The 18,848-nt window shown below is 43.6% G+C and carries 22 protein-coding genes; 7 read left to right on the plus strand and 15 right to left on the minus strand.

Features of this window, described 5'->3' with window-relative positions:
• Positions 1–40 precede the first annotated feature (40 nt).
• On the plus strand, positions 41–421 hold the full coding sequence (locus ACO067_RS03950) for a hypothetical protein (protein WP_421871042.1): 381 nt from the start codon (positions 41–43) through the stop codon (positions 419–421).
• 99 nt (positions 422–520) lie between these two features.
• On the opposite strand, the gene ACO067_RS03955 is transcribed toward ACO067_RS03950, so the two are convergent.
• From ACO067_RS03955 to ACO067_RS03995, 9 genes are all read right to left on the minus strand, one after another.
• Positions 521–760, minus strand: a complete 240-nt coding sequence (locus tag ACO067_RS03955; protein WP_421871044.1) for a hypothetical protein — start codon at positions 758–760, stop codon at positions 521–523.
• Positions 760–1,152 (minus strand): rhodanese-like domain-containing protein, encoded by a 393-nt coding sequence (locus tag ACO067_RS03960; protein WP_421871046.1) that lies wholly within the window; start codon positions 1,150–1,152, stop codon positions 760–762. Before ACO067_RS03960 ends, ACO067_RS03955 begins: the two co-directional genes overlap by 1 nt.
• A gap of 10 nt (positions 1,153–1,162) precedes the next feature.
• A complete protein-coding gene (locus ACO067_RS03965) occupies positions 1,163–1,495 on the minus strand; it encodes a rhodanese-like domain-containing protein (RefSeq protein ID WP_421871048.1) in 333 nt (110 codons plus the stop codon).
• A 268-nt stretch (positions 1,496–1,763) separates the two neighbouring features.
• Positions 1,764–2,294: a hypothetical protein gene (locus tag ACO067_RS03970; protein WP_421871050.1), complete on the minus strand. Its 531-nt coding sequence runs from the start codon at positions 2,292–2,294 to the stop codon at positions 1,764–1,766.
• A gap of 242 nt (positions 2,295–2,536) precedes the next feature.
• Positions 2,537–3,946, minus strand: coding sequence for an MBL fold metallo-hydrolase (locus tag ACO067_RS03975; RefSeq protein WP_421871051.1), 1,410 nt, complete (start codon positions 3,944–3,946; stop codon positions 2,537–2,539).
• Between the two features lie 121 nt (positions 3,947–4,067).
• Complete coding sequence (locus ACO067_RS03980; protein ID WP_421871052.1) at positions 4,068–5,402, minus strand: hypothetical protein; 1,335 nt, start codon at positions 5,400–5,402, stop codon at positions 4,068–4,070.
• A complete protein-coding gene (locus ACO067_RS03985; protein WP_421871053.1) occupies positions 5,399–6,412 on the minus strand; it encodes a c-type cytochrome in 1,014 nt (337 codons plus the stop codon). Before ACO067_RS03985 ends, ACO067_RS03980 begins: the two co-directional genes overlap by 4 nt.
• Positions 6,413–6,418: 6 nt before the next feature.
• The gene (locus ACO067_RS03990; RefSeq protein ID WP_421871055.1) at positions 6,419–6,832 is read right to left on the minus strand and encodes a DUF6691 family protein; all 414 of its coding nucleotides are present in this window, start codon (positions 6,830–6,832) and stop codon (positions 6,419–6,421) included.
• Between the two features lie 12 nt (positions 6,833–6,844).
• A complete protein-coding gene (locus tag ACO067_RS03995; RefSeq protein WP_421871057.1) occupies positions 6,845–7,420 on the minus strand; it encodes a YeeE/YedE family protein in 576 nt (191 codons plus the stop codon).
• Positions 7,421–7,603: 183 nt separating this feature from the next.
• Here ACO067_RS03995 and ACO067_RS04000 point away from each other — a divergent pair, with 183 nt between their 5' ends.
• The 6 genes from ACO067_RS04000 (at position 7,604) to ACO067_RS04025 (ending at position 13,054) form a co-directional block, all read left to right on the plus strand.
• Positions 7,604–8,986 carry a cytochrome ubiquinol oxidase subunit I gene (locus ACO067_RS04000; protein ID WP_421871059.1) on the plus strand — a complete coding sequence of 461 codons (1,383 nt, stop codon included), beginning with the start codon at positions 7,604–7,606 and terminating at the stop codon, positions 8,984–8,986.
• Complete coding sequence (cydB, locus tag ACO067_RS04005; protein ID WP_421871061.1) at positions 8,986–10,020, plus strand: cytochrome d ubiquinol oxidase subunit II; 1,035 nt, start codon at positions 8,986–8,988, stop codon at positions 10,018–10,020. The genes ACO067_RS04000 and cydB overlap by 1 nt, the downstream gene beginning before the upstream one ends.
• A gap of 118 nt (positions 10,021–10,138) precedes the next feature.
• Positions 10,139–11,635, plus strand: coding sequence for a hypothetical protein (locus ACO067_RS04010; RefSeq protein WP_421871063.1), 1,497 nt, complete (start codon positions 10,139–10,141; stop codon positions 11,633–11,635).
• 401 nt (positions 11,636–12,036) lie between these two features.
• The gene (locus ACO067_RS04015) at positions 12,037–12,255 is read left to right on the plus strand and encodes a hypothetical protein (protein ID WP_421871064.1); all 219 of its coding nucleotides are present in this window, start codon (positions 12,037–12,039) and stop codon (positions 12,253–12,255) included.
• Complete coding sequence (locus tag ACO067_RS04020) at positions 12,245–12,571, plus strand: type II toxin-antitoxin system RelE/ParE family toxin (protein ID WP_421871066.1); 327 nt, start codon at positions 12,245–12,247, stop codon at positions 12,569–12,571. Before ACO067_RS04015 ends, ACO067_RS04020 begins: the two co-directional genes overlap by 11 nt.
• 150 nt (positions 12,572–12,721) lie before the next feature.
• Positions 12,722–13,054, plus strand: a complete 333-nt coding sequence (locus tag ACO067_RS04025; protein ID WP_421871067.1) for a hypothetical protein — start codon at positions 12,722–12,724, stop codon at positions 13,052–13,054.
• Between the two features lie 63 nt (positions 13,055–13,117).
• Here the strand turns inward: ACO067_RS04025 and ACO067_RS04030 are convergent, their stop codons facing one another.
• From ACO067_RS04030 to ACO067_RS04055, 6 genes are all read right to left on the minus strand, one after another.
• Positions 13,118–14,527 (minus strand): MBL fold metallo-hydrolase, encoded by a 1,410-nt coding sequence (locus tag ACO067_RS04030; RefSeq protein ID WP_421871069.1) that lies wholly within the window; start codon positions 14,525–14,527, stop codon positions 13,118–13,120.
• A 76-nt stretch (positions 14,528–14,603) separates the two neighbouring features.
• Complete coding sequence (locus ACO067_RS04035) at positions 14,604–14,882, minus strand: DUF202 domain-containing protein (protein WP_421871071.1); 279 nt, start codon at positions 14,880–14,882, stop codon at positions 14,604–14,606.
• Positions 14,879–16,609 (minus strand): SulP family inorganic anion transporter, encoded by a 1,731-nt coding sequence (locus ACO067_RS04040; protein ID WP_421871073.1) that lies wholly within the window; start codon positions 16,607–16,609, stop codon positions 14,879–14,881. Before ACO067_RS04040 ends, ACO067_RS04035 begins: the two co-directional genes overlap by 4 nt.
• Positions 16,610–16,686: 77 nt before the next feature.
• Positions 16,687–17,316 carry a Crp/Fnr family transcriptional regulator gene (locus ACO067_RS04045; protein ID WP_421871075.1) on the minus strand — a complete coding sequence of 210 codons (630 nt, stop codon included), beginning with the start codon at positions 17,314–17,316 and terminating at the stop codon, positions 16,687–16,689.
• 10 nt (positions 17,317–17,326) lie between these two features.
• Positions 17,327–17,848 carry a DsrE family protein gene (locus ACO067_RS04050; RefSeq protein ID WP_421871077.1) on the minus strand — a complete coding sequence of 174 codons (522 nt, stop codon included), beginning with the start codon at positions 17,846–17,848 and terminating at the stop codon, positions 17,327–17,329.
• 30 nt (positions 17,849–17,878) lie between these two features.
• Positions 17,879–18,772 carry a sterol desaturase family protein gene (locus ACO067_RS04055; RefSeq protein WP_421871079.1) on the minus strand — a complete coding sequence of 298 codons (894 nt, stop codon included), beginning with the start codon at positions 18,770–18,772 and terminating at the stop codon, positions 17,879–17,881.
• Positions 18,773–18,848: the final 76 nt, after the last annotated feature.

An 18,848-nucleotide genomic window follows, 5' to 3' on the forward strand; every position in this document is an offset into this window, starting at 1 on the left:
CGGCCATCTGGCGTAGGACTATTCTAGAACAACACGCGCCATGAAACTTCACCAGATCAACAGCAGCAACCTCAGCAATAGTCTCGTTTTTTACCGATCGCTGTTCAACAAAATGCCTCAGGTCATCACCCCCTATTACATCCAGTTTCACCTTCCCAACTTCCAACTGGAAATCAACGAAAAGCCCTCTTCAACCGATGAGGATTCCCCGGTATTGCATCTGGAAATAGACGATCAAATGGAACTGGAAGCCATCAGTAAAAGAATGAGTCGCTTCAAATCACTGGCTAGTTTCCAGGGCAATTGTGAAGTGGTGGATAAAAGCATCGGACTGACTGACCCTGATGGCACCAAATGGATCATTGGAGATACCGCTAGCACAACCAGTTTTGATAAGTGCTATGTAAGTCTGAGCATCTAATCTGTGCTGTTCTTCGGGTATCAACTTCGATTACCACTGTTTCAGCAGAATCTACCATCAACTTACTCTTATAAACGACCAGGCATTAAAAAAAAGCGCCTAAAAGCGCTTTTTGAGGTATAAAATAACTTGTATAACCAGCAACACCCAGGGAGTTCCATGCAGGGCCAGGTCAAACCAATCCATGGGCTGCATGCCTACAGCGCCTCCCATTACCCACCGCAGCTTTCCTAAAATGTGTGGCTCAGGTACGAATGGTGCCAATCCCAGGGTGAGGGCGAGCATAGCCGCAAATCGCAAACCTTTAGTAGAGGGTCGAGCGTCAGTCTTCGTATTCATCAGTCCTTCACCGTTGGTTTCCCTGCTGCTTTCCACCCGCGATAGCCATTGGCCAGATCATAGACTTTCGTAAATCCTAACTTTTGCAGTCTTTTACTTGCAGAAGCACTCCGACCGCCCACCGCACAGTAAACAGCTACTGGTTGGTTTTTATCTAACTCGCTAACCTTCTCTACAAACCTGGGATCGTAAATATCTATATGTTGTGCTCCCTCGATATAGCCGGCAGCTACTTCCTCTGGAGTGCGAACATCCACTAACTGCAGGCTTTCATCCTGCATCAGTTCTTCCAACTTGGTATTGTCTATGCGCTCATACTGCTGGGCTTCACTGCTCGTGCTGGTACAAGCTACTGCTACCAAAGCGATCCAGATATATTTCATCAGTTTCATAGGCTGTTGTTTAGTTGTCACGGTTCCACGCCATAATGCCACCATTGAGATTGTAAAGTTTTTCAAACCCCATACTGCCCATCATCGCACAGGCCTTTTTGCTGCGGTTGCCACTTCTACAGTATACCAAATAAGTCTTGGACTTGTCCAGCTTCGCTACCTGATTTTTGAAATTTGGGTTGAAATAATTGATTTGATGAGCTCCAGGTACCGTTCCTTCGGCTTTCTCCTGTGGGGTGCGTACATCCAATACGACCGTACGCGACTTCTTCTTTAGTTCCTTAAACTCCTCCACGTTCACGTTTTGGTAGTTTTTTGGCTTTGTTTTGAATAGACCAAACATGCTTTATTGTATTAATGATTTTGTTCCAAATAATTAATCAAAGTAACGAATTAAAGCATGCTGGCAACGTAACAATAGTTACAAAGGACTCCTATCTCCAGCCAGGAGTTGATTCGAAAAATTAGCAAACCCTCAAGCCCATCTGTCATTATAAAAGGTATCGTTACCATTCAGGTAGATGCAATTGGATCAATGGTGGCAATGTGTTTTAGGACGATACAACAAGCTCAGTTCGCACATGCGTTCCATACACATTGTTAGGTTGCCTTCAGATTTCGATCCGCTTTGCTAGTTCGTTCGTAATTCGTTCGATTGCTTGCCTGTCTGTTCGAAGAGTTACACCGCCTGTTACAGAGTCAGTCGCTTCTATCGAAAATGCAGTATCACCAGCCTCAAAAAGGATAAGTCGATCAAAGTCCACACGTTCATCTTCTTCGTTCCAATCCTGAAAAATGGTAATCTTTGATAGAGTTCTGGTATTAATGAAAAGTTCAGAAAAGGGCCAAAGAAGGCTACTGTCTGCGTCTCGCTGAATTCCAGGAGGAGTTTTATTCTCTTGAATGTTGAATTCAAAATATGTTGTTGACTTGTTACTTAGTTTGTAGTCTGCTTCAATTGTTACAAAAGGTTGAAATTCTGGAGATTGGATTTTTTTGTTGCAATAATCCAAGCTTAGTTCTGTGTTCCAAAAGCCATCCGATTCTATCCGAATTCCGTTGGAAATAATGCTGAAAATCTTCCGATTTAAAAGACTTTTAAGAATTGAGAGTTCTGAGTCTGTGAGGTGAAATTTGCTCATTTGTGATATGCAACCTAACATCAGCATAAGCACTATGTTGCTTATACGCTATCAAATCTACCCGATCTCAGCTAATTTATCCAATGGACTCACCACTTTGTGCAAGTCATTCTGTGCCACATGAGCATCCACTTACCTTCCGGCAACCCATATAAAAAAAAGGCTGGTTCACCACAAACCAGCCTTTCAATCGGAAATGTACCAGGCAGTGCTGGTACAAAAGCTAACCAACCTTTTGGTGTTTACAACATGGTTTCCGGCTCATGATATTCGGTCACCTTGATGCAAGACTTTTTGATCTCTCCAAATCCGCCACGAATGTTGATCACTTCCTGGAATCCATTGGCCATCAGTATGGAAGTGGCAATGACCGAACGGTAACCGCCTTGACAATGCACATAATACTCTTTGTCCTTATCCAGTTGCTCCAGGTTTTCATAGATAAAGTCCAGAGGGAAGTTAACAGCTCCCTGGATATGCTGAGACTGAAATTCACTTTCCTTGCGCACATCCAGTACGTCTAGCACCTCGGTATCATAGATATTGGTAAAGTCATGCGGACCAATTTCCTCTACTCGCTGTACCCGGTTGCCACCAGCTATCCAGCTAGCGATACCTCCCTCCAGAAAACCCAGCGCATGATCATAACCCACTCTACTCAAGCGAGTGACTACTTCCTCTTCCCTGCCAGGCAGTGCTAGAAAGACGATCGGCTGATCCAAATCTGCAATGAGCGCTCCTACCCATGGTGCGAAATTATCATCTATTCCAATCCAGAGCGAGCCCGGAATGAACGCCTTGACAAAGTCTTCTTTTGGACGGGTGTCAAGTATTAGCGCATTGTTCCTCTTCACCACATCCTGAAATTCTTTCAAATTCAAGGCGATCACTCCTCGCTCCAGTATTTCATCAATTGATTCATATCCCTGCTTGTTCATCACCGCATTTTTGGGAAAATACTGCGGTGGTCTGACCAGACCTTTAGTCACCTCTCCGATAAATTCCTCTCGTGTCATATTTGTCCGCAAAGCGTAATTGAAGGCTTTCTGGTTACCCAGCGTGTCAGTTGTTTCTTTGCTCATGTTTTTGCCACATGCTGAGCCAGCTCCATGCCCGGGGTAGACGATGATGTCATCAGGTAATGGCATGATTTTATTTCTGAGAGAATCAAATAAATATCCAGCCAGATCTTCACGGGTAAGGTCCGTCTTTACTGCCAGGTCTGGCCGGCCCACATCTCCGATAAACAAAGTATCTCCGGTGAAAATCGCTGTTTCATCGCCTTCCTCATTGACCAGTAAGTAAGTGGTTGATTCCATGGTATGACCTGGAGTATGCAGTACTTTGATCTTTACTCTACCTAGTTGCAGCACTTCCTGATCATGAGCCACATGTGCTTCAAAGCCTGGCTGAGCCGTTGGTCCATAGACGATGGTGGCTCCTGTCTTATGTGCCAAATCAATATGTCCTGAAACAAAATCAGCATGAAAATGCGTCTCCAATACGTACTTGATTTTGGCCCCATTTGCTTCGGCCATTTGGATGTAAGGTTCCACCTCCCGGAGAGGATCCACAATAGCTACTTCACCATCCGATTCAATATAATAAGCGGCCTCTGCCAGGCATCCAGTGTATAATTGCTCTACCTTCATAGCATTTCTTTTTGGTGTTAAATGACAAGGTAAAGAACGAATGTAAAGACCTGATTTACTGTTACTTATGTTACCTTCAAAGCTGAGAAAGATCAGTCAGACAACTGATGAATGTCAATTCTTAAAAATTATAATTCACCACGAAGTTGATCTGGAACATGTCCACTTTGTTCAGGTAGAAATTAGGATTGTCAGGAATGGTGCCATTACCCATTTTGTAAACCAGTAGCAGCTCAGGTTTGAGTCCTATTAATTTTTGATGGGTGTAAAAAAGGTCCAGGTTGAAGTGGGTGTAATCCGGCTGTGCATACTTATTGGCCGCAGCATCTGCCAGTTCTGGCTTCCAGTGCCTCCCAACTGAGGCAATGCTCCTGAGCTTACCATCTCCAAATGTGAATGACTGATTGTAAGTAAGCAAGACGGCATGGCTATTGGCACTGCCTTCGCTACGTTCCCGCTTTTGGAAACTAAACAAGAACTCACGTCCCCACTCACGCGGAAATAGGAAACGCCCCGCATCAGCGATTCGATCATAGCCAATGGACAGGGTGGAATTTTCAGTCAGCTTTCGGGTAATTTCTAACCCAAAAACATTCGCCTTTTCATCCGTAAAATAACGAAGAGAATCTACGGCATTGCCACCATCACCAACTCTCCTTTGATGCAGCCACTCTCCGGAGATTGTCCAGCCAGCACCTACCTCCCACTCGGGTTTGATATACAGTGCATTGAACACCTTTTCTACATAATAATCCCACACGGAAATACCCACGGTTGGCGTCAGGTTTAGATCCAAATTACCTGTGAGTAAGAAATCAGAATCAGTGTTGCCAGCATAACCACTTGGTTTGCCATCGGGGTTACGGCCTACAGGATAGATACCAATAGTCTCTCCTATGCTATAGAAGCCATCAGAAGACCGTGCGGCTATTTGGTTGAATATTCCAAACTGCACCTTACCTAGCTGCTCATTCGTGTACTTATATGCTATTCCTTGCTCCAAAGTAGGAATCATCCGACCATCCTCTGGATTGAGAAATGGAGAGACAAACTTCATTCGTCCAAAGGTTAACTCATGGCCATGCTCCGCATAATTCACATACAATTCGCCTGGGAAAAGAATCAGTCGGTCCGATGGGTTCTGAACATCATACATCCCCAACTCATATCTACTGACCTTTCCAGTAGCCGCATCTGGAATGGTCAAATCCTGTATGCCCACATTAACTGAGGTGTAGATAGCGCCTCCAACCTTCAAGGGTTTTTCTTTAAAGTCATATTCGTACTTCAGTTTGCCGCCAGTAGCCAGCGTGTGAAAGTCCTTCAGATCATCTTTGTTCCAAGTGGCCATGTAGTAAGTACGCCACTGACCAGATATTTCACCAAAATAGGTATCCTGGGCACTTAGATTACTGGCACTGACTGTAAGTGTGATGATCGTAAGTAAACGCTTCATTTGGTTTTCTTAATGCCGTAAGTCGTTTCATAATAGGACGCTATCGGCTGAAAAGGTCCGTATTTATGCTGTTCTGCCGAAAACTCATCCGCCCAAGGTCCATAAGGAGTCGACATGGGTTTGAGCTTTCGGTCAGGAAAATCTATTTCTGTATTGGATTTCATCGGCCTATCAAAGCTATTGATGTAGGCAGCCACATGGTAGGCCTCTTCGTCAGATAGCTTTGGATTATCAATGGTCGCCACTCCCCATGGCATGTTGGCCTTGATGAATTGCGCTGCAGTCAACACCCGGTGCATTCCGGCTCCATGGTTATAAGAATCGGCACCCCACAATGGCGGATATTGATAGCCAGATGAATCCGCCTTCCAAACTCCGGCACCATTCTCGCCATGACACACCTGACATTCGTTAGCGTAAACTACTGCACCTTTTATCAGATCTGCCATTTCTCCTGGGATTTCCAGTTTGGCAAAACCCTGAAAATACTCCATGGTGTCTTCAGGCATGCCCTTCCCCAGCCAGGTCATGTATGCCACGATCGCCTGCATCTGCTTAGACTCAATAGGGAGTGCCTTTCCATTCATGCTGCGTTCCATGCAGCCGTTTACACGTTCTTCTATTGTACCTATTTTATTCTCTCTGCCTCTGAATTGTGGAAATCGCCCCACCACTCCTAGCCAGGATGCAGAGCCTCTTTTGGTGCCCGCCTCCAGGTGGCAGCTCTGACAGTTGAGGTTATTACCAGCGTATCTTGCCCCTTCAGGCGCCTTTGGCCCCATCCACCTTGACGTCTCTGTGGTCAGCAGGTAACCATATTTGATTTGCTTGCCTCGTTGACCTTCCGGTAAGTCAGTTTGGATGGAGCGGATATGCCAGGCCTCTTTATTTGGCTGAAACAAGTCTGGATCAATCAGATACAAGACCAGCGATCCAAAAATCAATAGGATCGCCACCACCAGCAATAAGGAGGCCTGTACCAGGGAGCCGATAGCTTTCCGTGTATCCATAGCATGTTAGTGCGGCAATTTGCTGCGAAGCAACCCATACACATAGGTACCCAATACAGCTGAGCCGATGACTACTAAGATAACGCCTACACCATTACCCAACAGTATAAACATAGGTCCAGGGCAAGCACCAGTCATGGCCCACCCAAGTCCAAAAATGATTCCTCCAAGTAGATATCTTGGAATGCTGAACTCCTTCGGGTGAATGTGAATCGGCTTGCCGTCGATGGATTTTACCTTATATCTTTTGATCAGCTGCACGGCAATCATTCCCACTATAACGGCCGATCCAATGATCCCGTACATGTGGAACGACTGAAACTTAAACATCTCGTAAATGCGGTACCAGGAAATAACCTCCGCCTTCGCCAGCGTGATACCAAATACAATTCCTATCAATAAATATCTGAAAAACTTCATTTTATCCAATGTTTAGAGGGTGTACAGATGTGGTAAAACCAGGTAAGTAACCAACAGGCCTCCAATAAAAAAGCCAATCACAGCGATCAATGAAGGTAGCTGTAGGTCGCTAAGTCCACTGATAGCATGACCTGAGGTACAGCCACCGGCATATCGGGTACCAAACCCAATGAGGAAACCTCCGCCTACCAAAATAATAAAGCCTCTTAGTGTGAATAGTGACTCCCAGGAAAAAACATCCATAGGTACCAGGTGAGTGCCCGGCTCCTCAATGCCCATGGACTGCAAGTCTGCTACAGTACTAGCAGCCAAATTGACTTCTGTACCGGATGAAAGGAGTGTATGTGCAATCAATCCGCCCAAAACCAATCCGGCGGCAAATACCAGATTCCACAGTTGGTTCTTCCAATTAAAGTCAAAGAACTCGCAGTTCTTACCAGCACCCACTATGGAACACATGGTCCTCAGATTGGACGAAAGTCCAAAGTTATTTCCAAAGAGGATTAGACTTATCATCACCAGTGAGATGATTGGTCCGGCCACATACCATGGCCAGGGTTGGCTTACAAAAGCTACTATTTCATTCATTTTCTACGATAATTTCAAGTGATACAACTTCAAAACTATCTGCTCCCAGGTGCGATTGAGGTAACTTTTGTTACATAGCGTTATATAAAAATCGATTCTGTCCAGGATCTTTCATTTTCGCTTTAACCTCGTGAAAGAATCTCCATGAATTCTGACGATCGGTTAGTAACTTTCCAAAAAAAAATGGATGTCGAAATCCTCTCTCGCGTACAGTTTGCTCTGACTGTTTCCTTTCATTACATCTACCCTCCTTTGAGCATCGGACTTGGACTGATTATGGTGATTTTTGAGGCGAGTTACCTACGCACCGGAAATCCAGAATATGAACGCTTAGCCCGATTTTGGACCAAAATTTTTGCCCTCACCTTTGGTATTGGCGTTGCTACGGGAATTGTGATGGAGTTTGAGTTTGGCACCAACTGGGCCACCTATTCGAGATATGTGGGAGACATCTTTGGAAGTGCGTTGGCTGCTGAGGGGATCTTTGCTTTTGCGCTGGAAAGCGGATTTCTTGGCGTCCTGCTATTCGGGTGGAACCGGGTAAGTCCAAAAGTTCATTTCATTGCTACCCTTGGTGTATGGCTAGGCTCCATGTTTTCGGCCGTATGGATCGTGGTGGCCAACTCCTGGCAGCAGACACCAGCAGGCTATCACATCGTGGGTGAAGGCATGGAAGCGCGTGCAGAGATCACCGACTTTTGGGCCATGGTTTTCAATCCATCCAGTGTAGATCGACTCAGCCATGTATGGATCGGCTCCTTCCTTGCCGGAGCATTTCTGATCATGAGCGTACATGCTTATTATTTACTTAAAAACAGGCATATCGAAGTTTCCAAAAGGGCTTTCAAAATTGCTTTGGTGGTGGCGACGCTCGCCTCACTTTCGCAGCTCTTTACCGGACACCGGTCTGCAGATGGAGTGGCCAAAAATCAACCCGCCAAACTAGCGGCCATGGAAGGCCACTACGATAGCCTGGAGGCTGCCGACATGTATATTTTAGGTTGGGTGGATCATGAAAAACAAAAGGTTAGCGGCATAAAAGTCCCCAATGGGCTTTCATTTCTCATCCATCAGGATTTTGACGAACCAGTGAAGGGTCTCAATCATTTTCCCAAAGACGAAATCCCAGGCCAGGTGAATGCCGTTTTCCAGTTTTACCACTTGATGGTTGGTATTGGAATGACGCTGATTGGGCTTTCTCTCTTTGGAGTCTTCTTATGGTGGCGAGGCAAGCTATTTGAAACCAAGTGGTATTTGCAAGCGATGGTTGTAGCAGTTTTACTCCCACAGATTGCCAACCAGGCAGGGTGGTTTGCTGCCGAGATGGGGCGACAGCCATGGGTGGTCTATGGCCTTCTGCGTACCTCAGATGCACTCTCCAAAGTAGTCACCGCCCATCAGGTGGTGTTCTCGCTAATCCTTTTCACGGTCATCTATTCCTTGCTCTTCACTTTGTTCGTGTATTTATTGAACAAAAAAATCAAACATGGTCCAGATGACGGTGAAATGATCGACGAACGACCGAAGCAAAAAGAAATGGTAGAAGCACTAAACGCACATTCATAATGGCAACATTCATAGGAATCGATTATGCCACCTGGTGGTATTTAGTAGTAGGTGCCGTGTTTTCTGGTTATGCCATTCTAGATGGCTTTGATCTGGGAGCGGGCGCCTGGCACCTCTTCTTCAAAGACGAAAAAAGCAGACGTGTTGCTCTCAATGCCATTGGTCCGGTATGGGATGGAAATGAGGTGTGGCTGGTGATTGGTGGAGGCGCATTGTTTGCCGGCTTCCCCATCGTGTATGCTACCCTGTTTTCGGCGATGTACATTCCGTTCATGTTGTTTCTAACGTTTTTGATTTTTCGGGCCATCTCTATAGAGTTTCGCAGCAAAGAGCCCATGAAGTGGTGGCGCAGGATGTGGGATACTGCCTATAGTTTTTCTAGTATTCTGTTGGCTGTACTGCTGGGTGTGGTTCTAGGCAACGTACTCCAGGGAATGCCTCTAGACAAAGACATGGAGTTTGCCGGACATTGGTTGGAATTCATCAATCCATACGCCATCATGGTAGCAGTCTGTACGCTGGCTATCTTCATGATGCATGGTGCGATTTATTTGATCATGAAAACAGAAGGCAAGCAGTTTGATAAAATGACACGCCATGTGAAGGAAGCGATGATTTTTTTCATTATTAGTTTTGCTATTACCACTGTCTACACACTCATCTACTATCCGCATTTATCGGATCGATTTAAGCAAAACCCAATCCTTTTTGTGGTGCCATTATTAGCGTTTCTAAGCATAGCCAATATTCCAAGATTGATCCATAAGCAGAAGTACACCTTTGCGTTTTTCTTCTCGAGTTTGTCCATCGCTATGCTACTGATGATTGTGGCGATCGAGTTGTATCCAGTAATCATCATATCCAAAGGAAATCCGGAATTCAATATCACGGTCTATAATGCTGCCGCATCAGAAAAAACTCTGGGCATCATGCTGGTTATCGCAGCGATTGGGACGCCGTTGGTAGCTGCCTATACCACGTTTGTTTTCTGGACCTTCCGTGGTAAGGTGAAGATGGATGAGCTGAGTTATTGATGGATATTCTTCTCTATTAATTAATGACCTGAAAGAAAAAGTCTGTTTTAATAGACAATTTGCAACGACTCAAGGAGATCGCTAATTTCGTTTATAACTCATCCAAATGATTATCAAAATGATGCCAACCAAAATTCCGGTTCAACTTTTACTGTTGTTATCTATAATAACTCCTACTCTAGCCCAACAGAAAGTCTATGAGACAGATATTCATCTTAAATCTGGAATCGAAATCACTAAAGACGTATTAGCAATACCTCTTGATGATGGCCGAATGCAAATTCTATTTCTAGATCGCAATTCAATCGAAGGAATATTACTTGATAGTATGTTTCGAGAACAAACCTCTCGTCACATTCCCAGACCAGCAAGTATGAGTGGTTATCTGCATGGTTATACAGTAAGTGATGAGGATATCAATCTATTTATGTCAGATGCGAATCAGAAGCAATTTTTAATTCATTCTGTTAGCATAACTAACACCACGGATAGAGTTAAAAAAGTTGGCAGGATTAAAAAAGAGAAACTTTTAACAGCATTTAATTATCGCAACAAATTCTATTTATTCACCATTAAGAAAAGGAGTTCTATCCTTTTTCTATATGAATTTGATAAAGACAACTTAACATCAATAGTTGAGATTGACCTATCAGAATACAAATTTTCCAATAGTGACTATCCCGATTTATATTCCAATATCATGACTAATGAAAACATGACTGCAGGTTCATCTCCTCTATCGGTCAATTTTATCGACTTAAAAGATCCAGTGGGAATTGAGTCTACTTTTGAGGAAGCTAAGGTGTATCTGAAAGGTGATCAACTTGTGTTTACATTGGATAATGAACTAAGTAATACAAAAGTCATCACTATTGATTTTAAAAACTTTGAATATACCTGTGATATAATCGAACATGAATCATTGAACTGCGAGGCATATGCTGTAAAATCCAATTCATTTTTAACTGGAAATATGTTATTTCAGGTCAAGGCATGTAAGTCCATGTTGAGACTTCAAGTGAAAGATTGGCAATCCAAAGAACTTCTAGGTAGTCATCAAATCAGCCCAGAAGATGCTTCTCTGATTCAAGGGAAGATTACGATAGAAAAGACTTCCAGTTTAGCATTGATCAATCAAGAAAATGAAAAAGTGCAAACTCTGGATACTGGAAAAATAAAATCACTTTTACGAAAACTTAAAAGAGGTAACCTGGGTATATCAGTCAATTCCGTACAAGATCATTACATACTGACAATGGGTGGTAAGCAGGAAAATAATAGCACATCATACCCTGGTTTTCCTAGCGCCACTACAACATTGGTCACTCCATATGGACCGACAGAAGTATTGACCTATAGTTCTACACTAAGTAATTACAGTGACTATAAAAATGAACGAACCACCTATTTTAAGACTATACTGGACAAATCACTTCAAGTTACAAAAAGAAATACCTTATTAACGAGCTTCGATTTAGTCAAGCAGTTTGAGGAGTCACTTAACCACAAACCCCTGATTGAAACGTTGGTAAGAAGAGGAAATACATATCTATATGGGTACTATGATAAGCAAAAAAAGACTTACTCTTTTTACGAATTCCCAGTAATAATGTAACATAATTGAGCCCTAGATGTGTGAACCAAATAGTGATATTGGTATGACAATTCATTCTCGCATTCTTAAAGAATTAAAACGAGTCCCGGGATTAGAAACATGATGAGTCAACTAGCCTTCCTATTCAACCTAAAACAAATACATGTAGTCCTAGTGTAGCCTTCCTCGAAAATGGGAAGGCTACACTAGGACATTTTTATAGAGGCGACTTTTGATAAACCAGTAGCCTAAACCTTCGTATATTTACTCTTATGAATAGCACTGTGATCATTCATATCGAAAGTAAGAAAATGCTCTGCAGATTTTTGTCAAAATGAAGTCTGGACTAAGAACCTGATTCTGAATTAGAAAGACTTCAATGATCTCAATTGAAAGAATACTTATCAAAAATGTAGCTGCTTATGAAAATAACCTTAGACATTAACGACAACAAGGCGACTGCTTTTCTCAATTTTATCAAAAGTCTGGACTTTATCAAAATTCATAGTCAAGAGGATTATGAAGAACCTACTAAACAGGAGATTCTGAACAGCATCAAGCAAGGAATGGAAGAAGCGCAGCTTCATAAAGAAGGCAAAATCGAACTTCAATCTGCTAGAGATTTTCTCAATGAGTTTTGAAGTATTCATCACTTCTGATTTTAAAAGGGAGTCTAAATCCTTAATTAAAAAATACAAGTCTCTCAAAACTGAGATTTTTGACCTAATTACAGCTCTGGAAGAAAATCCTGCACAAGGAACACCACTAGGAAATGACTGCTACAAAATAAGGTTGTCTATCAAGTCCAAAGGAAAAGGCAAATCAGGCGGTGCTAGAGTGATCACCTACGTAAGAATAGTAGAGGAGTTCGTTTATCTACTAACCATTTACAATAAATCTGAAAAAGAAAACATCTCTGATAAAGAACTTAAGAAACTTATCGAAGGGATGGATTAGAATATTACAAATAATACGCTCATGACCATTTTTGAACCTTTTTTTAACGTTCTCTCTGATCCTAATTCTTCCATATTCTAATCTTTCAGCCCAGGCAAGATCAACCAATTGCAAAGGGTACCAAAAGGAGAGGTTTTCTCTGTTGTAACCATGCCTCCCATCTTTGGTCAATGTGATGAACTCAAAAAATGGAATCATGATCAGACGTTCAGCTACTCTTGTTCAGATGCCAATGTTTGGAATTACTTCAGTGAAGAGATTAAACAGAATGTAGATCATCCAGTAAAAATCAGAGCAATTGTTGAAACAAGTGGATGTTTAAGCAATGTCCAGGTCTTTAATGACAATGAGTCACGAACCGGCAAGCAGCTCATTCCAGAAATCCTAAAAATGCCTTTATGGAAACCCGGTGAACAGAATGGTGAAAAAGTAAGAACACAAATCACCATGCTCTATTCCCCCTCAGTTCTCGACCAAGAGTAAAAAAAGCGCTAACCAACCGGCCAGCGCTTTACTCAACTGTGAAAAGTTCCTATTTCGTTTTTCTTATTTCAGTGTGCTTGGACACACATAATCCGTAGTAGGGACTTCTGTTTCAGAAATCGCCTTGTAACCACCTGCGATATCTACCACGTTGTGATACCCTCTGGATTTCAATATAGAGGAAGCTATCATGGAACGATAGCCTCCAGCGCAGTGCACATGGTAGGTTTCATCCTTACTGATCTGATCCATGCTTTCGCTGATATAATCAAGTGGCAAACTCTGTGCATCTTCTACATGTTCAGACTGAAATTCTCCAGGCTTTCGCACGTCCAACACCTTCAGTTTTCCAGACTTAAATTCCTCAGCAAACTCCGTTGCAGGAATCGATTTCACAGAATCCACCTCTTTTCCAGCAGCTTTCCAGGCGTCCAATCCACCTTTTAAGAAACCGAGTGTATTGTCATACCCTACTCTGGATAGTCGAGTCACGACTTCTTCTTCTCTGCCTTCATCCGCAATAAAGACGATTGGCTGTTGTAGGTCAGGAATCAACGCACCTACCCATGGAGCAAAGCTTCCATCTATTCCTATGAAGATAGAATTAGGTATGTGTCCTTCCGCAAACTGAGCGGGCTTTCGGGTATCCACCACCAAAGCACCTTCGTGGTTGGCCATGGCCTCAAACGTCTCCACATCCAGAGCGACGTTGCCCTTTTCCAAAATTTCGTCCAGACCGGCAGCTCCAGATTTGTTCATGGCCACATTCTGAGCAAAGTATTGTGGAGGTGGGAGCAATCCGTCTGTCACCTCTTTAATGAACTCTTCTTTGGTCATATCCGCTCTCAGTGCATAGTTGGTCTTCTTCTGGTTACCCAACAGGTCCGTGGTTTCCTTACTCATGTTCTTCCCACAAGCCGAGCCAGCGCCGTGTGCCGGGTACACGATTACCTCATCAGGCAAAGTCATGATCTTAGTTCTCAGGCTATCGTATAAATATCCTGCCAGGTCGTTTTGCGTAAGAGTACCCTTCTGCGCTAGATCCGGACGACCGACATCTCCTATAAACAGTGTATCACCACTGAATATCGCGTGTTCTTTACCCTCTTCGTCAATCAAAAGATAGGTGGTACTCTCCATCGTATGGCCAGGCGTATGGAGTACTTTGATTTGTACTTTACCTAGCTGAAACACTTCTCCATCTTTTGCTTCATGAATGTCATATTCTGTTTTGGCATTGGGGCCATAAACGATCGTAGCTCCAGTTTTAGAAGCCAGATCGACATGACCTGATACAAAATCAGCATGGAAATGTGTCTCAAAAATATATTTGATATTGGCTCCCTCCTTCTGTGCTTTCTCTAAATATGGGGCCGACTCTCTCAATGGATCTACAATGGCTGCCTCACCATCACTTTCGATGTAATAGGCTCCTTGTGCGAGACACCCTGTGTATATCTGTTCAACTTTCATTTCTTATATTTTTGCTTTCTACTTTTATTTATATCTACTACAAACATACGGCGGTCAACCAGGATGGATTGTAACATTAGTTACCCTGATTCAACTGCTTATACTCGTCAGCATCCTGATAGCCACTCCTTATTTTATACCTGAATATCAGATAGTTACTCACCCCGATAGTCAGTACCACGGCACTTATTATCAACACCGCATAGCCCAGCCAGCTAATCCCCTCCAGTGCCTTTACCTTCATCAGTGCTATACCCGAAATCACTAGATACAGGCTGGTCCGGATGAAAGATAACAAAGTTCTTTGGTTAGCTAGTTTCGTTCTGTCTATTGCCAGATAGTCTCTCAATATCATTCTGTTTCCACGTTAGATTGTAATGCAAATTCCTTGTATTGTCCTTGCTCACGAGTAGTTACAAACCTCACTGCCTCATTGAGGTCAAAAAATACATTTTTCTCATTTAAGACTTCTTTCAATCCAGTACGTCTCAGGGTGTCGCGTACCGGGCCGATGAGGTCACAAATCAAAAATTCAATATGTTTTTCTTTCAGGTAGCTAAATAAATCGCGCAAGCCATTAGCAGCGGTGGCATCCATGTGACTTACCGGTCCGGCATCCAAAATGATGGTTTGCAAATCACCTCCAGCTTCTTCTACCCGATCCTCCACATACTCCTTGAAGTATTGAATATTAATGAATGTCAAAGGTGCGTCCACTCTCAAGATCATCACATGATCCCATACCTCCAGGTCTTTGAACCGTTTGACATTTCTAAACTCATGATGTCCTCTCACTCGCCCTAGTCTGGCTATGTGCGGATAAGCCAGATTGTACAGCAGTATCAGTATGGAGAGTACAATACCACTGACAATACCAGGTACCATGCTAAAATTAAGGGTGACTAAAAAGGTAACCAGCAGCAGGCCGAATTCCACCTTACTATCTCGCCATAGCTGTCGGGCATAGCCCAGATCAATAAGTCCGGCCACTGCCACCATGATCACCGAGGCAAGAATAGCTTTGGGCAGAAAGTAAAACAGTGGTGTCAGGAAGATGAGCGTTAACCCAACCAACACTGCACTAATAATGGATGAAAGCGGTGTATTGGCTCCTGACTGATAGTTGACTGCAGACCTGGAAAAACCACCCGTCACCGGAAAACTTTGAAACAAGGAGCCCACCACATTGGCTGCTCCCAGAGCTACCAGTTCTTGATTGGGCAGCACCTTGTAGTCCCGCTTTTTCGCTTCAATCGCTTTAGAAACGGAGAACGCCTCCATAAAAGCGACTACCGAGATGGTCAAGGCCAGTGGAATCAACTCACCAAGCTGACCCAGGCTGAACTCTGGCATCTTGAATGCTGGCAACCCATCTGGAATGGTCTTTACGATGCTCACGCCACTTTGATCCAGTTGCATGAAGTAGACTAGTGTGGTACCAAAAATCACAGCAAGCAGTGCACCTGGTATTTTGTTATTTACCCTTTTCACTGCTTTGATGATCACAATGCCGGCAATGCCGATAATCAAAGTCACAACGTGAGTCTGATTGATGCTTAGGACGGCACTCCAAAGGATCTCGTAGACACGATTACTCTTTTCCAACTCCACACCCAGCAGATACTTTAGTTGATTCAAACCGATGATCAAAGCGGCGGCCGACGTGAATCCGCTAATGACCGGCTTGGAAAGTAAATTGGTAATAAATCCAAGGCGAGCTACTCCAAGCAGCAACTGAAACAGCCCCATAAAAAAAGCCAACAAGATGGCAAAACCAATATAGGCATCAGTTCCTTCGGTGGCCAGCACACTCACTCCTGCTGCCACCAGCAGTGAATCCATGGCTACTGGGGCAACAGACAGCTGTCTGGAGGTGCCAAAAATGGCATAAATCAACTGAGGAACGATGGAAGCATAGAGACCATATACAGGGGGCATACCTGCAATCAAGGCATAAGCCATTCCCTGCGGGATCAACATGATGCCTACCGTAAGCCCAGCAAATAAATCTCCGCTTAGGTCTTCTTTTTTATAAGCTGGAAGCCAGCTCGTAATGGGTAATATCTTTTGGATAATGCTCATTCAGTTACATCTTCAAATTTACGAGCTCAAAGCTAGAAGCCGATCATTTCGTTCGATGTAACATTTGTAACACACGATTAGAGGATTTCGATCCTGTTTCGGTGCTGTTCGATCTTTTCCTCGCGCTCGAGTTGTTTCAACAGCCTGGAAACCACCACCCTGGAGGTGTTCAGCTCATTGGCAATTTCCTGATGCGTTTTGTTGATCACAAAAGTCCCCGATGCCTGCTTCTTGTCTAGCAGGTATTTGTAGAGTCGTTCGTCCATTTTCAAAAACACCACACTATCGATGGTATTGAGCATTTCATCAAAGCGCGTTTGGTAGGCTTCAAACACAAATTTCCTAAACGAAGGATAACGTGCCACCCAGCTATCTATATGGCCCATAGGCACCATCCAAAGGATGGAGTCCTCTTCAGCTACTACGTGAAAGGCTTTTTTCTTACCCTCAATGCAGCAGGTAATGGACATGGCGCAGGTTTCACCTCCTTCTAAAAAATAGAGAAATACCTCATTGCCATTTTTATCCTGGCGCATCACCTTCAGCAAACCTTCCAGCACGATCGGCATCTCATTGCTGTCACTTTCCGGGCTGATCACCACACCACCAGCTTTCACTTTTTTCAACCGACCGATGGTCATGATCTCTTCAGCTAACTTTGGTTCTATCTGCGAGTTGTTCAGGACATTATTGATAAGCTCTTGCATGTACTCTTACTTAATAGATTAATGTTGAAAAACCCTTCTGCTGATAGTCAACTAAAGTAGTAATAGCAGACAAAGCCAACCTCACATCTGGATTTAGCCACTCGGTTTTAAACCCTCTTTTTATTAGTGCCTGACTGCATACCAACACTTCCACTCCCTGATCTTTCAGCGCCTTGATCAGCGCAATATCCGGATTGGCTGTCCCATACTTTTCCTGGTAACCCTCATGAGTAATAACCGACCTGGTAGCCCCTCCATGAATGATGACCACTATTTCCAGATCACTCACCTGTACCTCCGCAAGTCCATACAGATTGATCAAACGTGCTACCCGATCCAACGATTTGTTGACGCCAGCGTCCGTCACGTCGGCACTAGTCACATCTATGATGACCTTAGCTCCATGAGCTGGATTGATAGTATTTGGCACCCGTACCACACCTCCGAAACCTTTGATGACGGGGTACTCCAGCTCCTGACCGAACCCAAGAGTGCTGTAAAAAAGAAGTAAAAAGAGAATTACTGTGCGCATTCTATAAATGTAGTCGATTTCAAAGAGTTTTTAAGCAGTGTCCTGATTGGCATGCTCTTTTTTAAATCCATGTAAGTTTTGGCCAACAAAACTCTTTGGAAACTTCTCCACACCAGGAAAGCCTAACTTAATGTCGCGACCTTCATAAGGGAGGTAATCCGTTTTGAACAGATAATCCCAAATACTCAGGGTAATCCCAAAATTAACACCGTATTTGTGTTCTTTAGGAATATCATGTGCATGGTGCCATATGTGCATCTGCGGATTGTTAAACAGGTATTTTAATGGTCCTAAATTCACTTTGATATTGGAATGATTGAAGTGACCTACCGCCAAAGTGAAGATATGGATGATGAAAAAATCTCTCAGCCCAATTCCGATAAGTGCTAAAGGAATGTACTCAATAGATCGGTAAACGATCGTTTCCATCCAGTGGTAACGGAGGTGCGCTGCAAATCCCATTTCCTCCACGGAGTGATGCACCTTGTGAAACTCCCAAAGCCTCGGACTGGTGTGCAACAATCGATGCGTCCACCACTGCACAAAATCCCGCACCAGAAAACCAACTAACAAATGCGCCCACAAAGGCCAGCTCATCACTTCAAATGCCACCAGATTGGTGATCCCTATTGCCGCCAGCAAATCATTGAAGAAGTGCACCACCACATTGGAAGCAGCATTGTAAATAACCAATGAGAAAAGGAAGAAGTTGAAAAACATGTAGAAGAAATCCAACCAGAAATCCTTTCGGAATTTGGCCTGATCCTTCCTCCAGGGCTTCACCCACTCCAGCATTAAAAAGAAGGCCGAAACACCGAGCAACCAATAAAAGTAATTGTGCCAGGCGGGATGGGTAATCTCTTGCCACAGGTAGTTGGCATAGCCCACATATCCGTTGACGATCTCATTCAATAACTCTTCCATAGTTGTATTTCCTTTGGTAAAGATACGCAGGCGACAGAAGTGCAGATCGTAACATTTGTTACACTCGATATCAGCA

Source organism: Marinoscillum sp. (genome assembly GCF_965229915.1).
Lineage (GTDB): Bacteria > Bacteroidota > Bacteroidia > Cytophagales > Cyclobacteriaceae > Marinoscillum.

Coding starts and splice junctions, on each gene's coding strand:
- ACO067_RS03950 (WP_421871042.1), top strand. CDS start 41: ATGAAACTTCACCAGATCAACAGCAGCAACCTCAGCAATAGTCTCGTT.
- ACO067_RS03955 (WP_421871044.1), bottom strand. CDS start 760: ATGAATACGAAGACTGACGCTCGACCCTCTACTAAAGGTTTGCGATTT.
- ACO067_RS03960 (WP_421871046.1), bottom strand. CDS start 1,152: ATGAAACTGATGAAATATATCTGGATCGCTTTGGTAGCAGTAGCTTGT.
- ACO067_RS03965 (WP_421871048.1), bottom strand. CDS start 1,495: ATGTTTGGTCTATTCAAAACAAAGCCAAAAAACTACCAAAACGTGAAC.
- ACO067_RS03970 (WP_421871050.1), bottom strand. CDS start 2,294: ATGAGCAAATTTCACCTCACAGACTCAGAACTCTCAATTCTTAAAAGT.
- ACO067_RS03975 (WP_421871051.1), bottom strand. CDS start 3,946: ATGAAGGTAGAGCAATTATACACTGGATGCCTGGCAGAGGCCGCTTAT.
- ACO067_RS03980 (WP_421871052.1), bottom strand. CDS start 5,402: ATGAAGCGTTTACTTACGATCATCACACTTACAGTCAGTGCCAGTAAT.
- ACO067_RS03985 (WP_421871053.1), bottom strand. CDS start 6,412: ATGGATACACGGAAAGCTATCGGCTCCCTGGTACAGGCCTCCTTATTG.
- ACO067_RS03990 (WP_421871055.1), bottom strand. CDS start 6,832: ATGAAGTTTTTCAGATATTTATTGATAGGAATTGTATTTGGTATCACG.
- ACO067_RS03995 (WP_421871057.1), bottom strand. CDS start 7,420: ATGAATGAAATAGTAGCTTTTGTAAGCCAACCCTGGCCATGGTATGTG.
- ACO067_RS04000 (WP_421871059.1), top strand. CDS start 7,604: ATGGATGTCGAAATCCTCTCTCGCGTACAGTTTGCTCTGACTGTTTCC.
- cydB (WP_421871061.1), top strand. CDS start 8,986: ATGGCAACATTCATAGGAATCGATTATGCCACCTGGTGGTATTTAGTA.
- ACO067_RS04010 (WP_421871063.1), top strand. CDS start 10,139: ATGATGCCAACCAAAATTCCGGTTCAACTTTTACTGTTGTTATCTATA.
- ACO067_RS04015 (WP_421871064.1), top strand. CDS start 12,037: ATGAAAATAACCTTAGACATTAACGACAACAAGGCGACTGCTTTTCTC.
- ACO067_RS04020 (WP_421871066.1), top strand. CDS start 12,245: ATGAGTTTTGAAGTATTCATCACTTCTGATTTTAAAAGGGAGTCTAAA.
- ACO067_RS04025 (WP_421871067.1), top strand. CDS start 12,722: ATGCCTCCCATCTTTGGTCAATGTGATGAACTCAAAAAATGGAATCAT.
- ACO067_RS04030 (WP_421871069.1), bottom strand. CDS start 14,527: ATGAAAGTTGAACAGATATACACAGGGTGTCTCGCACAAGGAGCCTAT.
- ACO067_RS04035 (WP_421871071.1), bottom strand. CDS start 14,882: ATGATATTGAGAGACTATCTGGCAATAGACAGAACGAAACTAGCTAAC.
- ACO067_RS04040 (WP_421871073.1), bottom strand. CDS start 16,609: ATGAGCATTATCCAAAAGATATTACCCATTACGAGCTGGCTTCCAGCT.
- ACO067_RS04045 (WP_421871075.1), bottom strand. CDS start 17,316: ATGCAAGAGCTTATCAATAATGTCCTGAACAACTCGCAGATAGAACCA.
- ACO067_RS04050 (WP_421871077.1), bottom strand. CDS start 17,848: ATGCGCACAGTAATTCTCTTTTTACTTCTTTTTTACAGCACTCTTGGG.
- ACO067_RS04055 (WP_421871079.1), bottom strand. CDS start 18,772: ATGGAAGAGTTATTGAATGAGATCGTCAACGGATATGTGGGCTATGCC.